The sequence below is a fragment of the Methylotenera mobilis JLW8 genome, assembly GCF_000023705.1.
GTDB lineage: Bacteria > Pseudomonadota > Gammaproteobacteria > Burkholderiales > Methylophilaceae > Methylotenera > Methylotenera mobilis.
Map to the genome: position 1 here is coordinate 2,322,311 of NC_012968.1, position 15,635 is coordinate 2,337,945.

At 46.0% G+C, this 15,635-nt stretch carries 14 protein-coding genes; 2 read left to right on the forward strand and 12 right to left on the reverse strand.

What is annotated here, in order from left to right; all coding sequences use genetic code 11:
- Positions 1-3 precede the first annotated feature (3 nt).
- From MMOL_RS10855 to MMOL_RS10880, 6 genes are all read right to left on the reverse strand, one after another.
- A complete protein-coding gene (locus tag MMOL_RS10855; RefSeq protein WP_049764495.1) occupies positions 4-483 on the reverse strand; it encodes a shikimate kinase in 480 nt (159 codons plus the stop codon).
- A gap of 193 nt (positions 484-676) precedes the next feature.
- On the reverse strand, positions 677-2,836 hold the full coding sequence (locus tag MMOL_RS10860) for a type IV pilus secretin PilQ (protein WP_015833084.1): 2,160 nt from the start codon (positions 2,834-2,836) through the stop codon (positions 677-679).
- A gap of 157 nt (positions 2,837-2,993) precedes the next feature.
- The gene (locus MMOL_RS10865) at positions 2,994-3,494 is read right to left on the reverse strand and encodes a pilus assembly protein PilP (RefSeq protein ID WP_015833085.1); all 501 of its coding nucleotides are present in this window, start codon (positions 3,492-3,494) and stop codon (positions 2,994-2,996) included.
- 47 nt (positions 3,495-3,541) lie between these two features.
- Positions 3,542-4,213: a type IV pilus inner membrane component PilO gene (locus tag MMOL_RS10870; RefSeq protein WP_015833086.1), complete on the reverse strand. Its 672-nt coding sequence runs from the start codon at positions 4,211-4,213 to the stop codon at positions 3,542-3,544.
- Positions 4,210-4,809 carry a PilN domain-containing protein gene (locus MMOL_RS10875; protein ID WP_015833087.1) on the reverse strand — a complete coding sequence of 200 codons (600 nt, stop codon included), beginning with the start codon at positions 4,807-4,809 and terminating at the stop codon, positions 4,210-4,212. Before MMOL_RS10875 ends, MMOL_RS10870 begins: the two co-directional genes overlap by 4 nt.
- Positions 4,806-5,879 carry a pilus assembly protein PilM gene (locus tag MMOL_RS10880; RefSeq protein ID WP_015833088.1) on the reverse strand — a complete coding sequence of 358 codons (1,074 nt, stop codon included), beginning with the start codon at positions 5,877-5,879 and terminating at the stop codon, positions 4,806-4,808. Before MMOL_RS10880 ends, MMOL_RS10875 begins: the two co-directional genes overlap by 4 nt.
- Positions 5,880-6,074: 195 nt before the next feature.
- Between MMOL_RS10880 and MMOL_RS10885 the strand changes: the two genes are divergently transcribed.
- The gene (locus MMOL_RS10885; protein WP_015833089.1) at positions 6,075-8,576 is read left to right on the forward strand and encodes a penicillin-binding protein 1A; all 2,502 of its coding nucleotides are present in this window, start codon (positions 6,075-6,077) and stop codon (positions 8,574-8,576) included.
- On the opposite strand, the gene xth is transcribed toward MMOL_RS10885, so the two are convergent.
- Positions 8,563-9,333, reverse strand: coding sequence for an exodeoxyribonuclease III (gene xth, locus MMOL_RS10890; RefSeq protein WP_015833090.1), 771 nt, complete (start codon positions 9,331-9,333; stop codon positions 8,563-8,565). The genes MMOL_RS10885 and xth overlap by 14 nt on opposite strands.
- A gap of 230 nt (positions 9,334-9,563) precedes the next feature.
- On the opposite strand from xth, the gene MMOL_RS10895 reads away from it, so the two are divergent.
- Entirely contained in the window at positions 9,564-10,202 is a 639-nt protein-coding gene (locus MMOL_RS10895; RefSeq protein WP_015833091.1) for an HAD family hydrolase, read from the forward strand.
- 7 nt (positions 10,203-10,209) lie between these two features.
- Here MMOL_RS10895 and tmpT read toward each other — a convergent pair whose 3' ends face one another.
- The 5 genes from tmpT to MMOL_RS10920 form a co-directional block, all read right to left on the reverse strand.
- Positions 10,210-10,857, reverse strand: coding sequence for a thiopurine S-methyltransferase (gene tmpT, locus MMOL_RS10900; protein ID WP_015833092.1), 648 nt, complete (start codon positions 10,855-10,857; stop codon positions 10,210-10,212).
- A 199-nt stretch (positions 10,858-11,056) separates the two neighbouring features.
- Positions 11,057-13,084, reverse strand: a complete 2,028-nt coding sequence (locus MMOL_RS10905) for a M3 family metallopeptidase (RefSeq protein ID WP_015833093.1) — start codon at positions 13,082-13,084, stop codon at positions 11,057-11,059.
- Positions 13,085-13,221: 137 nt separating this feature from the next.
- The gene (locus tag MMOL_RS10910; protein ID WP_015833094.1) at positions 13,222-13,563 is read right to left on the reverse strand and encodes a DUF4870 domain-containing protein; all 342 of its coding nucleotides are present in this window, start codon (positions 13,561-13,563) and stop codon (positions 13,222-13,224) included.
- 14 nt (positions 13,564-13,577) lie between these two features.
- A complete protein-coding gene (gene ptsP, locus MMOL_RS10915; protein WP_015833095.1) occupies positions 13,578-15,344 on the reverse strand; it encodes a phosphoenolpyruvate--protein phosphotransferase in 1,767 nt (588 codons plus the stop codon).
- Entirely contained in the window at positions 15,341-15,610 is a 270-nt protein-coding gene (locus MMOL_RS10920; RefSeq protein ID WP_015833096.1) for an HPr family phosphocarrier protein, read from the reverse strand. Before MMOL_RS10920 ends, ptsP begins: the two co-directional genes overlap by 4 nt.
- Positions 15,611-15,635: the final 25 nt, after the last annotated feature.

Sequence of the window (15,635 nt, forward strand, 5' to 3'; positions counted from 1 at the left end):
TGTTTACTTTTTCAATAAATCTTCAATATAACTTGTAATCTCAAGTGCAGACTGGGCGCCAGTATCTACAATGTAATCGGCTAGACTAGTGTAGATAGGATCTCGCTCTAAATACAAACGCTCTAACTTTTGCTTCATATTGCCACCTTGCAGCAAAGGCCTGGTTTTATCATGTCGGGTGCGCTGGTATAAATCATTGACCTTGCCGCGCAGGTATATAATCTTCCCACTATTTTTTAACAAGACGCGATTCTCAGGCATCAGCACCGCACCACCGCCTGTTGCCATAATCATATTATCCAGCTGACAAAGCTCTTCTAGCGCCAGCGTCTCACGTTTACGAAAGCCGCCCTCACCCTCCAACTCAAAAATAAGCGGAATTTTCACGCCAGTTCTACGCTCGATTTCAACATCAGAATCATAAAACTCCTTATCTAGCTGCTTGGATAGCATGCGTCCTATGGTGGTTTTACCAGCACCCATCAGACCTATAAAGTAAATATTATTCAAATTAAAACCATCCTTATTGCACAGCTACATCTCATACACAAGCACATTAAATTAGCTTCGCCATGCAATCACGCAAAGGCCTGCAAAACAAAATGCCCATCATATTCTAGATGGGCATTTTATCAAAACTATGAACTGTATTAGCACGACATAATGAACATCGCCATTATTGCAACGTTAATCGCTCATCAACTATTTTCGGAGTGATAAAAATCAATAATTCAGTTTTATCATTCTGACGAGTCTTTTTCTTAAATAGATTACCAAAAAGCGGCAGATCACCAAAAAATGGTACTTTACTTACATCGTCACGCTCAATCTGCTCAAAAATACCACCCAACACAGCAGTCTCACCATTACCTACCAGCACCTGGGTGTTGATGTTCTGCGTATCAATAGACGGTACGCCATTGAAGATTTGACCGACTTTGTCTTTCTTGATATCAAGCTCCATGATGATTTTTTCATCCGGCGTAATTTGTGGTGTCACTTCTAAGCTCAACACTGCCGGCTTAAACGCAACGTTGGTAGCACCACTACTTGAAGCTTGCAGGTAAGGAATCTCTGTACCTGCCGCAATTTTTGCTTTATGTTGATTAGCTGTAATCACACGTGGGCTTGATACAATCTTACCGCGTTGATCAGTCTCCATCGCCGTTAATTCCAAATTGAGCAACAATCCAGCTGCAACATTATAAATACTATAGGCAATTGAACCTGCTGCATTTGCAACCGCAAGATTCGACATTAAGTCTGGCTGCCCATCAGAGCTAGTAAATACGCCACCATTAGTTAATGTGGTTTGCACTGCACCGTTATGAGTACCCTGTGTGACCACGCCAGTAGTTGATACTGAAGTTGGCCGATTGCCCAAAGTTCCACTTAATGTACCTACGCTACTACCAGGAGTGCCTACCTGAGTAACACCCAATCTAGCACCTAGCGCCTTGCTGTACTTATCATCAGCAATCACCAGACGCGACTCAATCATCACCTGTTTGACTGGTATATCTGTCTTATTAATTATAGCTTGCACCTGCTCTAAATACTTAGGTGTATCCTGCACAAACACGGTGTTGGTGCGTGGATCCAGCACTGCATTCCCACGCTTAGATAAAATCTTCTGCTTAGGATCACTTAAAATATTTTTTAAAGCCTCCGCTTTCATATATTTCAAAGTAAACACCTCGGTGCGCATAGGCTCAACATCATCAATCTGTTGTTGACTCTCAAACGCTTGCTTTTCTTTTGCAGCAATTTCGTCCGCAGGAGCTACTAAAATCACATTACCATTCTTGCGCTTATCCAAGCCTTTACTTTGCATAATAATCTCAAGCGCCTGATCCCAAGGCACATCTTTAAGGCGCAGGGTCAGGTTACCTGTTACGGTGTCACTGGTAATGATATTCAAACCTGTAAAGTCCGCAATCACTTGCAATACTGCGCGTACTTCAATATTTTGGAAATTCAAAGACAGCTTCTCACCAGCATAGCCAGGTTTTGAGCCACGCACTAGCTTGTTTGGATCTTCTACCACCTGACGCACATCAATAATGAATTTTTTATCTGCCTGATATGCAGATTGTTCCCAATTACCCTTAGGCTCAATGGTCATTCGCCCATTTTTACCCTGCTTTATCGTATCCACATAGAGTACTGGTGTATTGAAATTGATCACATTCAGACGACGTTGCAAATTAGCTGGTACATCCGTGTTAATAAAGTCAACTTCAATAGTTTTACCTTTTTGCTTGATGTTAATACCAGCTGAGGCATCTGACAAATCAACAATAATACGACCCTCGCCATTCTTTCCACGCACAAAATCTACGTTATTGATGGAGACCGCCTTGTTACCCAAAACAGGCTCAGAGAATTTAGTCTCAACACCAGCCCCTGCAACCGCCTCGTTCGCCTGCAGAAGTATTGTCACCTCATTACCTTTTGCGGTGGCGCTATAACCTACGTTCTTTGATAAGTTAAGCACCATACGGGTACGATCTTTACCCTGCGCCAATGTAACACTTTTAAGTGCACCAGCATCTGCTGGAATATTATTTTTGGCTAAGCCATTACCAACTTTGGGAAAATCCAGTGCAATACGAGAAGGATTATTAAGCGTAAAACCTGCCGGCGGATTTGCTAATGGCTGTGTGGTTTTTACACGTATACTCACACGTCCGCCAGGTAACGTTGAATAGTCGACACTTTCAATTTTATTGGTTAACCCAGCCTGGTCTTCAGCGACAGCAAATGCTGAACCTAGAGCCAAGCCAAGCAGCATAGTGGCCTGCAAAAGTTTTGATATCCAAATATTCGTTTTCATTATTTCACCTTAAATCCCACTTCCTAAGAATATATTAAAGTTCTTAGGGCCTAATGCGCTATCACAATAAATTAACCGCCTTAAAACGAACCTTCACTACACAGCAACATCACCCACAAAAAGCTACTACTTACTTAGCCTCTTGCGGCTAAAGCTATTATTCCTGCAATACTAAACTTGTAGTACGCTCCACCCAATCGCCGGTAAGGTCATCTTGCACAAGCTCCAACAACACTACTTCACCATCTTTAATTTGTGTCACTTTGCCGTAATTCTGCCCAACATAATTACCTAATTTAACCTGTTGTACTGACTCATCTGGCGTTTTAAGCAATGCATAGATCAACTTACTTTTAGACAACATACCAACATACTTGAGGCTCTCAAGCGGGTATGCCTCCATAGGCTCTTTAGGTCGATTTAAGTTGGGTTGTAAGGCGCTAGACTTATTAACAGCCTTACGCGCACGAAATGGATCAACCAGCGTACTGTCAGCGTTATATTGTAATGCCATATATGGCTGCACCTCAGGCAATGGCTTTACTCTGGGTTTTACGTCTTTAGTTGCATCACGCATATACTGATCAAGGTCATCTCCTTCTTCAAAGCTACAACCGGCAAGCCCAGCACTCAACACCCCGCCCACTAAAAGGGGCATGATAATCTGCAAGGTAAATATTCGTTTGATAATTTCAGCCACGGTTACTAGCTACCTTTCTTAGCTGCTTTAGCTTTTTCGCTCTCAGCTTTACGTTTTTCTGCGATTTCATTCGCATCCAAATATCGATAAGTCTTTGCAACAGCCTCCATCACCAAGCCGCCGTCATTAGGTCCTGACTTCGTATCTTTAGCATCTTTATTTTTGCCCACAACAAACACATCACCCAGCGTCACAATACGTGACAGCTTTGAGATATCGGTAGCAAAAGCGCCTAGATCATGATAGCTACCAGTGACTTTAATTGATATTGGCATCTCTGCATAAAACTCCGCCAAAGTCTCCTGCCCAGGCTTGAACAACTCGAACTCTAGACCACGGCTTAAACCTGCCTGATTAATATCCGTTAATAAACCATCAATTTGAGAGCGATCTGGTAACTGCTTTAGCAACGCACCAAATGTTTTTTCAATCTCAACCATCTGCGCTTGATATGCGGTTAAATTAATCGCCTGGCTTTTTTTGTCGAAGTAAACTTTCCTTAACTCTTCCTCTTTTGCCTTTTCTGTATCTAAAGACTCCATCGCAGGGCCTAACAGCAAGTAATAACCTAATGCGAGCAACACCAGAAAAACAACACTCAGCAGCACTGCTTTCATTGGTGCAGGCAAACTGCCAGCGTTGTTGATATCGATATTATTAAAATCTTCTAACTTCATGATTTTCTCGCACTTCCAGCTTTCGCTTTAGCACCTGCATCATCAGCTTCTGTAGTTGGTGTTTTTAAACTCACCTTAAGCGTAAATAAATTTTGCTTCTGAGCACCGACGGTAATCGCCTTAATTTCAATCAAAATAGGCGATTCCATCCAAGTAGACTGATTAAAATTACGCACTAATGTCGCCACTCTGGCATTAGTATCAGCAACACCTTCCAGCGTAATCACTTTGCCTTCCTGCTTGATACTTTTAAGATACATGCCTTCTGGCAACTGGCGGCTAAGTTCATCAAACACAATCACCGCTTGACTACGATTGGTCTGCAAGTTCTCAACCACTTGCTTACGCTCAAGCATCGCGCTGATTTGCTCTTTCAAGTCTTTAATATCTGCGATTTCTTTATCTAACTTAGTAATCGCGTTATTAAGGCGTTGATTGCGCTCCAACTGAGAATCAACCTTACTATTAATAACGGTGTAGGCCACAAACAAAATGGCGCAGGCAGCAATGGCAGAAAACAGTGCCATCAAGCCGAACTCACGCTGTTTGGCTTCACGCCTTAATTGACGGTGTGGTAATAAATTGACGCGTATCATATTGCGAACCCCCGCATAGCAAGGCCGCAAGCAATTAATAACGCAGGAGCATCTGTTGCGGCTTGCTGCGCCCGCACTTTGGCACTTGTCGCCATACTATGAAATGGATTAGCGACAATGGTATTAACCTGAGTGCGGTCCTGTACCGTTATGGCAATCTCTGCAATAGAGGCACAGCCTCCTGCTAACACAATATGGTCAACACGATTGTATTGCGTAGAGCTTGTAAAGAACTGTAACGCTCTTGCCACTTCCATCGCCAGCAATTGCACAAAAGGCTGCAGCACCTCCCCTTCATAACTCTCTGGTAGGCCGCCTTTACGTTTAGCGATTTCGGCTTCTTCTTGCGACAAACCAAAGCGGCGCTGAATTTCTTGCGTTAACTGAGCACCGCCAAAACTTTGCTCACGGGCATAGATAGGCACGTTATTATGCAGCACATTAATATGCATCATTGTCGCACCCACATCCACAATCATCACCGTCTGCTCTCGCCCCGCATTAGGCAACTGACTTGAGACTAGTGTATACGCAGCCTCTGTTGCGTAAGACTCGACATCCATTACTATCACTTTTAGCCCTGCGCCTTCAGCTGCAGCAACGCGGTCTTCAATTTTTTCTTTGCGCGCAGCAGCGATGAGCACTTCAACTTCATCTGAATTATTGGGGGTGGGGCCAAGTACTTGGAAGTCAATATTCACCTCATCGAGTGAAAAGGGAATGTATTGATTGGCCTCAGCTTCAACTTGCACTTCCATGTCTTCTTCACGCAAGTCAGCAGACATAATTACTTTTTTGGCGATAACTGCGGATGAAGGCAACGCCAATGCAACTCGCTTCTCACGCGAGCCTAGCAGCTTCCACCCTAGCTTGATTGCATCAGCGACCTTTTCAAGATCACCTACATTGCCGTCAGAGATGGCATCTTTAGCCAAAGGGGAGATTGAATAGTTCTCAAGTTTGTAACCTCCACGCCCATCACTAATAAGCTCAACCATTTTTACCGAGGTTGAGCTTATATCTATGCCGACTAGCGGGGGTACCGATTCTGTAAAAAAGCTGAATTTCAAATTGAAATTCCTTTTCTGATTTCGTTAGTTACGAACATTTCTAATAATTTACATTAAATCCTAGCAACAACTTTAAACCCTGTAAAGCAATTTTTAATTTATTCATTTTTTTAAACTTAATCAGTTAGTTTATGCACGTCAGCAACCATAGCAATTTATAATAGTCCAATATTTTTTCTTGAAATCGAATCACCTATGACTCCAAATAAATGGTGGCACTATCTTTTGTTAACCGTAATTGTTAGCACGTTATCTGCCATTGCTTTTATAGGGATTGCCGTTGCAATCATTTATCCGAGCCTACCCTCGCTAGAAACGCTTACCGATTACCGCCCGAAACTACCGTTAAGAGTTTACTCTGAAGATGGTTATTTAATTGAGGAGTTTGGTGAAGAACGACGCGCTTACGTCAAAATCGAAGATGTGCCAAAAAACATGAAAGATGCGGTACTCGCGATTGAAGACCGCCGCTTTTATCAGCACGGCGGCATTGACACCAAAGGCATTCTGCGTGCGATTAAGAACAATATCACGGGCGTGAGTCATGAGGGTGCCAGCACAATTACCATGCAGGTTGCCAAGAACTTCTTCACCAAGCCCAATGGCAAACGCACACTAGCGACAAAAATCAACGAGGCCTTGCTCGCTATCAAAATCGAGAACAATTTAAGTAAAGATAAGATTCTTGAGCTTTATATCAACCAAATCTACCTAGGCCAGCGCTCTTACGGCTTTGCCGCGGCAGCGCAAGTTTATTTTGGCAAGCCTCTAGAGAAACTAAACCTAGCGGAAACCGCCATGCTCGCAGGCCTACCGAAGGCGCCGTCTGGCTACAACCCTTATCTACACCCTAAGCGGGCCATTGCACGCCAAATGGAAGTGTTGCGCGACATGCAGCGCTACGGCTTTATTGAAGAATCCGTTTATAAAAAGGCCCTAAATCAACCGCTTAGATTTAAAGCATCAAGACAGGCGCGTGACCTATCTGCTGACTACGTTGCAGAAATGGTGAGAGAAAGCTTATACGCAACCTATCAAGATGAAATTTACAGCAGCGGCCTAAAGGTCTACACCACCGTGCGTAAAACCAATCAAGAAGCCGCCAATAACGCGCTTAGAGATGGCATCCTGGACTACGATGCACGCCAAGGCTACCGCGGACCGGAAAAAATGCTCAATCTTAACTCGGCAGTGAGCGAAGTAGATAAAGAGGAAATTACAGAAGCACTCAGCGACATCGATGTCTCTAACGGCTTAATTCCGGCTGCAATTACCAAAATTTCTGAAAAATCCATTACCGTACACACAAAATACGGGGATGACGTTGAAATCAGCGGCAAAGGTTTGGCACTGATTCAAAACACGCTGAATGAGAAAAAACCAGAGAAGCGCCTGTTAAGGATAGGCGCGGTAATTCGCATTCTAAACAACGCGCCATCCACCCCAACGGGTCAATGGCGTGTGGTTCAAGTACCACAGGTGGAATCTGCACTTATCTCAATAGACCCTGAAACTGGTGCAATTCGCGCGCTGGTAGGCGGCTTTGACTTTAACCGTAACAAATTCAACCATGCTACCCAAGCGTGGCGTCAACCAGGCTCCAGCTTCAAACCTTTTATCTACTCTGCCGCTTTAGAAAAAGGTTACACACCAGCCACCATTGTGGAAGATGCGCCACTGAGCTTCTCATCTGAAGAGACTGGTAATAAAGAATGGACGCCACAAAACTATGACGCCACATTTGATGGCCCAATCAGATTAAGGCAAGCCTTAGCCAAATCAAAAAACATGGTGGCAATACGTGTGCTGGATAGTATTGGCCCAAGCTACGCACAAGACTACATCACGCGCTTTGGATTTGCAGCGAAGAACCATCCAGCCTATATGACGATGGCACTAGGTGCTGGCTCAGCAACACCGATGCAAATGGCTAACGCTTACGCGGTATTTGCCAATGGCGGCTACCGGGTTAACCCTTATTTGATCACCAAAATTGTTGACCAAAACGGTAAAGTCATCAGTCAAAGTAAATTCGTCACGGCTAAAGTCGATGCGCCGCGCGTCATTGATGCACGTAACGCTTTCATTATGAACTCTATGATGCAAGATGTGGTGCGATACGGCACAGCAGCCAAAGCCTCCCAGCTTGGCCGCGGTGACTTGGCAGGTAAAACCGGTACCACCAACGACCATTATGATGCATGGTTTACCGGCTATAGCCCTAAACTGGTCGCAGTGACATGGGTGGGCTTCGACAAGCCTAGGCGCTTAGGCCGCAACGAAACCGGCGGCTCCACCGCTCTGCCCATTTGGATTAAATACATGGCGAGTGCTCTGAGAAATGTGCCTGAAACCGACATGCCGATACCAGATGGGGTGATGGCGCTGCGCATAGACCCAACCACAGGTATCCGCGCCGACAATGACGAGAACGGTATTTACGAGTACTTTTATCATGAGAACCCACCACCCGAGGTGGAAACCGAGTTACCGGGTATGCAAGATGGTGGAGAAGCTGTGCCGCTAAGCCAGCCACAGCAAATACTACAGCCCAATATTACGATGCTGCCAAGAAATAGTGCACCTAGGGCACAAGATCAAGCAGCCAGACCGAAGGAAAATAGTGCAGGCGCGACGGCAAAACCTGCTGACACCGCCAAGACAGACCAAGCACAGCAGTTACTTAGCCCGCATTAAGCTCCAATACAACTGGAGTATGGTCTGATGGGCGCTCCAGCTTGCGCGGCGCCTTGTCTATATACGCTGCGGCGCATAATACTTTCAGCGCATCACTAACTAGTATATGGTCGATGCGCATACCTAGGTTACGCCGAAAGCCCATCATGCGGTAATCCCACCAGCTAAAGCTTTTTTCCGGCTGCTCAAACAGCCGGAAACTATCGCTAAGGCCTAAACTTACCAAGTGATTAAAGGCCTCCCGCTCCAGCGGAGAAACCAAGATTTGTCCTTCCCAAGCGGCCGGGTCATGGCAGTCACGGTCTTCTGGTGCAATATTATAATCACCCAACAGTGCTAATTTAGCATGCTGCGTCAATTCAGTTTTAAGCCATGCATTCAAGGCAGACAACCAGCGCATCTTATACTGGTACTTGTCGGAATCTACCGCCTGACCATTCGGAATGTAAGCACACACCATCCTCACACCATTAATATCGGCAGCTAGCACGCGCTGTTGATCATCCTCAAAGTCTGGGATATTGCGCTGTACATTCAAAATAGGGTGACGGCTTAAAATAGCCACCCCATTGTAGGTTTTTTGACCAATATGCACAGCGTGATAGCCCAACTCAGAAAACGCTGCATAAGGAAACTTACTATCTTCTTGCTTGGTTTCTTGCAAACACAGTACATCCGGCTGGTTTGCCGTTAACCAATCAAGCACATGCGGTAGCCTCACGTTAAGTGAGTTGACGTTCCAAGTAGCGAGTTTCATAAGCTTAGGCCAGCAATTAAAAATGTAATAAGACAGGTGCGCAACTCTAGCATGCGCCCATAAGCCAGTCAAAGAACCTATTGTCGGTAGTGTGCGCCCCATCAAATAACTCATTTCTAGTAACGCATTGATATCACCATCAGCCTTAGACGTAAATTCCTTAGCTAGCTATCCGCACCATATGATAGAGTTCACCATTTTTTTAAAACCAACTTTTGAAGTTTAAGCACGTGATAAAAGCCGCAATATTTGACATGGATGGCCTGCTGATAGATTCAGAACGCATCATCATGCAAGCCTGCATCAGCGCAGCGCAACAAGTAGGCATCACCTACACGCAAGCAGACTATGTGGAGCTGATTGGGCGCGCAGGACCAGACTCCACGCGCATTATGACGGCGCAACTAGGCGACACAGAGCGATTTAATCTAGTGATGCAGGGCTTAGATGCCCAATTAGCAAGCTTGAACAACACATTCCCACTAAAGCCCGGCGCACGCGCTCTGCTTCAACACTATCAGGCCCACGATATTATTTGCAGTGTTGCATCATCGTCTGCTAGCCATCACATCACCCAGCGCTTAAGTCAGGTCGGTGTAAGTAATTACTTCCAGCACATCACCAGCGGGCAAGAGGTGGAGCGCGGCAAGCCCAATCCAGATATTTACTTGCTGGCAATTTACAAGCTAGGCCTGCCTGCCGAGGCATGCATTGCATTTGAAGATAGCGAAATGGGCGCACGCGCAGCAATTGCCGCCGGCTTAAAGGTGGTGGTGGTGCCAGACTTAATTCAACCTAGTGACTTTGTAAGAGAACACTGCCATCAGGTAGTCACTACGCTAGATGACTGGCTAAAGCTGATTGGTTAAATATGAGTTAAGCCGCCTGTAATGGCTTCAACAAAAATACGTGTTCAGTAGCACTGCAACGCCCCTTCATACCACCATCCACCTCAACCGTTGCCAGTAGATGTAAACCATAGTTTGCTTGGTAGTATCGCGCAACGGCTAGCACGCCGATAGAAAATGGCGGCCCCGCCACTAGGCTTTGGTCGTACTCATAACAAATCAGCAATTGTGGTGCGTTACAGGTTAGCGCCACCAAGTGCTCGGTGTAGCGTAAGCGCATATCGTCTGGTAACGCGACCAAAGCAGCTCTGTCGTAAGCTGCATCCACATGACCCAACACGGAGGATGAAAGCTGAAAAATATCACCGACAAATATATCAATATTGGCTGCGCTGTAATGCGTAACGCCACCTAACTCATGGATTGTTGGCGTCAGGTGCAGACTTTCGAATAGGTCATGAATCGCGACTGCGCTTAACTCTGCGCCAACGACATGATAGCCAGCTGCCAACAACCAGCCGATATCCACAGTTTTTCCGCACAGCGGCAAAAACACACAAGCACCAGGATTTAAATTTAATGCAGAAAAATATTTAACTAACAATGGATTAGCTTCAGGTAAGTGAAAACCTATCTCACTTTTACTCCATTTTTGATGCCAAAAATCGTGATGCATATTAGTTTGATGTTGATTCTAATGGGTCGATAATAGTTAAGTCGATTACAGCTTGCAGCAAAGCCTCAGTTCAAACCAACAATACTGAACTATCTGCGGGCGCTTTAAGATTAAGTGTAGGTTTGCGTGATGCCACGCAAACCTAGATTAGGCCACAAACCAAGAGTCTGTACTTCAGGTGCCTATAGAGGAGCTATGCTTACGAAGCCATGCCACTGTGGCGTAAGAGTGCATCCAAACTGGGCTCTCTGCCTCTAAATGCCACAAAAGACTCCATCGCCGGACGACTACCGCCCTTAGCCAGCACTTCATTCTTAAATCGCGTCCCCGCCTCACCGGACAGTACGCCCATTTCTTCAAACAAGCTGTAGGCATCGGCAGATAATACTTCTGCCCATTTGTAGCTGTAGTAGCCAGCAGCGTAACCACCTGCGAAGATATGTGAGAAGCTGTTGGGGAAACGATTCCAGCGCGGTGGGCGCATCACCGCTACTTCGTCACGCACTTGTTCAATGAGGTCTAGGGCGGTGAGTTTGCCGTTAGGATCAAAGTCACCATGTAATCGCATATCGAATAGTGAAAACTCAATTTGACGTACCATTTGCATGCCAGCTTGGAAGTTTTTCGCCGCCACCATTTTGTCAAACAGCTCACGTGGCAATTGCGCGCCAGTGTCTACATGCGCAGTCATCTGACGTAGCACGTCCCACTCCCAGCAGAAGTTCTCCATAAACTGGCTAGGCAACTCAACAGCATCCCACTCCACCCCTTTAATGCCGGACACACCATACTCATCCACCTGAGTAAGCATATGATGTAAACCATGACCAAACTCATGGAACATGGTGATGACTTCATCGTGCGTGAATAACGCAGGCTTTCCGCCAACAGGCGCAGAGAAGTTGCAGGTGAGGAAAGCTACCGGTAACTCTACGCCATTGGCACGCTGGCGGCGGCTAATGCACTCATCCATCCAAGCACCGCCACGTTTGTGGTTACGTGCGTATAAGTCCAGGTAGAAATAAGCGATAGGCTGATTGTCGCTGTTACTGATTTCATAAAAGCTTGCATCAGCATGCCATACCGGCGCCTCCACTTTGCGCACATGCACGCCAAAAATGGTTTCCGTTACTTTAAACAGGCCAGCCAGTACTTTGTGCTCAGGGAAGTATTGTTTTACCTCCTGGTCAGAAAAGGCGTATTGCTCTTGGCGTAACTTCTCACTAACGTAAGCCACATCCCATGCCTGCATGTCGCTAATACCGAGTTGCTTAGCATAAGCGGTAAGCGCTTGCATGTCTTGCTGCGCGTAAGGTTTGGCACGCTTAGCCAATGTGTCCAAAAAGTCCGTCACCTGCTTAGGTGTATCCGCCATCTTGGTGGCCAGCGAAAGCTCTGCGAAGTTGTTAAAACCCAGCATGTGCGCTTCTTCTTGCTTTAATCTCAGAATATCGCGAATTAACGCTGTGTTATCCCACTCCGGCTTACTGAGCTCAGAGGCACGTGTGGCGTAGGCACGATATAAAACTTCACGCAGCGCCCGATTGTCTGCGTATTGCAGCACCGGCATGTAAGACGGGAAGTGCAGGCTAAACTGATAACCTTGCTTGCCATCGACTTTAGCGGCTTCTTGTGCCGCCTCAATCGCATCTTGCGGCAATCCGGCCAAATCTGCCAGATTGTCCACCGTATGCTTAAAGTCGTTAGTGTTATCGAGTATATTTTCCTCGAATTTAGCACCTAGTTTAGACAGCGCCTCACTAATGGCCTTAAATCTTGCCTTCTGCTCAGCAGGCAATTCGGCGCCACCTAATTTAAAGTCACGCACCTCTTTATTGATAATGGTTTGCTGCGTTGCACTCAGCGTAGTAAAAGCAGCACTGGATTGAATCGCCTTGAACTTTGCATAGAGGCGCTCATCCTGCGATAGGTCACCGTAAAAATCTGTCAGTTTGGCCAAGTTATCGTTATAAGCTTCGCGTAATTCCGGGCTATTCACCACCGCGTTCATATGCCCCACTTGGCTCCAGCTACGGCCCAATTTTTCACTATGGTCTTCTAGCTTGACGGCAAAATTCTGCCAGGTTGGCGCTTCTGTACTGATAGCTAACTGCTCAACCAGCGCACGCCCCTCTGCAATTAAACTATCTACCGCTGGGCCAACATGCTCAGGTTTGATTTCGTTAAATTTTGGTAAGCCAGCAAAATGTAATAATGGGTTTGACACAAAGAATCCTTATAACTGCATTACTTAAACTGCATTAGTGAATAAAACGAGTAATTGATACTCAAGTGCGCTAATTAACAGTCGCGCTAATTGATAAATCGCATTAATTAATAAAACGCCTTAAATGATAAGCCACCCTAATTAATAAGACGTAGGCACAGCGGGTAACGATAAGTCTCCCCATTACTGGTAGAGATGGCTGCGACGATGCATAAAACAACATTGAACAGCCAAATAATCCCCAGCAACAAGAAACCGACCAGAACGGCAATCAGCACACCTGAGGCAAATTGCGCAATAAGGATGGTGATTTGAAAGTTCAGCGCTTCTTTGGCCTGTGCTGATAGATATTCGTTATCGTCCTTCTTTAACAGCCAAACGATTAAAGAAGGAATGAACGAAAACAGCACCCCGCTCAAATGCGTAATAGTGGCGATGTTTTTATCATCATTACTTGGTACTAATAGCGCGTTGCTCATGGCGGGCCCTCTTCTTATTGAATCTGATTAAACTTGGCAAGGTTGAGTTCAATTTTTTCTATATCGCTTAAGTTTAAAACCTTACGCGCGTGCACCTTAAGTTCGCCCAATTGGCTGTGCAGCACCTGCTGCTTAACACTCAAAATATGTGACGGATGCATAGACAACTGCTGCAAGCCCATGCCCAACAGTAGCTTGGTAAATCTGGCGTCACCCGCCATCTCACCACATACCGATACCGACTTGCCCAGCTTGATACCGGCTTTGATTGTCATCGAAATCAGCTTGAGGATAGAAGGATGTAACGGGTTATATAAATGCGCAACCGCGTCATCGGTGCGGTCTATCGCCAAGGTGTATTGAATTAAATCGTTAGTACCGATGGATAAGAAATCCAACTCATTGGCAAAAGCTTCTGCATTGATTGCCGCAGCCGGGATCTCTATCATGCCGCCCAAAGTAATGTTTTCATCAAACGGGATATCATCTTTGCGTAAACTTTGCTTGGCACGCTCTAGCAACAGCTTGGTTTGCCTTAACTCAGACAGCGTACACAGCATAGGGATTAAAATCTTGATATGCCCAAAATGCGAAGCGCGCAGCAAGGCTCGCAACTGGGTATGAAACAGTTGCGGCTCAGCCAAACACAAACGAATCGCGCGCAACCCCAATGCCGGGTTCGCGCAATTCACTACCGTATCCGAATTAACCTGTTTATCCGCACCTATATCCAGGGTGCGAATAGTAACCGGTGCACCTTTCATCGCCTCAGCCACCGCCTTGTAAGCTAAAAACTGCTCCTCCTCATCAGGCGCATCGTGGCGATTCATGAAAAGAAACTCGGTACGATACAAACCAATGCCGGTAGCGCCCGCTAGCTTGACCGCGGCCACATCTTCCGGCACCTCAATATTTGCCAGCAAATCGATGCTAACGCCATCAATGGTCACTGCCTTAGTGCTCTTGATACGCTTCAGCTTCTGCTGCTCTAGCTCCCATTGATCCTGGCGCAGCTTGTACTCTGCGAGAATCTCTTTGGATGGATTAACAATCACAATGCCCAAGTTACCATCGACAATAATCAACTCACCGTCATTGATTAAGTCGCGCGCGCGCTGCAGGGCAACGATGGATGGAATATTCAAACTGCGCGCCAGAATGGCAGTATGGGAGGTAACACCGCCTACATCGGTAATAAATGCAGCAAACTGGTGCTGCTTAAATTGAATCGCATCCGCCGGTGAAATATCATGCGCCACCAAAATCAGCTTGCGCTCCTGATGCATGGCGCTGATTTGTTGTTCACTAGTCAATTGGCTTGGGTGCCCAAGCAAGGCTTTAATGATGCGCTCCACCACTTGCACTACATCTTGCTTGCGCTCACGGAAATAGACATCCTCAATCTGTTCAAACTGCTCAACGATATCATCCATTTGCAGCTTGATCGCCCACTCGGCATTACACTGCTCGCTACGAATAATATCTTGCGGCACTTCGGTTAACGACTTGTCCTCCAGCATCATCAAATGCGTACCCACAAACGCACTTAGCTCCGCCGGTGCATTTTTACGCAGACTAAGGTTAATCTGCTCCAGCTCAAACTTAACACTAGCAACCGCCTCGTTAAAGCGGTCAATCTCGGTTTCAATCAAATGCTTAGGTAGTTGATAATGAACAACCTCCAGCAAAGCATTAGACACAAGATGTGCCTGTCCAATGGCGATACCGCTAGAAACAGCAACGCCATGAATACTAAAACTTGGATTAGTTAGATTACTCATTCATCCTCACCGAAACGGTTATTAATCAGTGCCACCAAGGTGTCGAGTGCCGTCACCTCGTCCGCACCATTGGCTTCCAACGTTACGATAGAACCTTTGGCTGCGGCCAGCATCATCACGCCCATAATACTTTTGGCGTTCACGCGGCGGCCATTGCGCGTAATCCACACCTCGCTCGCAAACTTACCAGCGGCCTGTGTAAGTTTGGTAGATGCACGTGCATGCAACCCTAGTTTATTAATAATTTCCAGCTCTTTACTAATCATGCTTTGGACCTAGTTATTTGTAAAA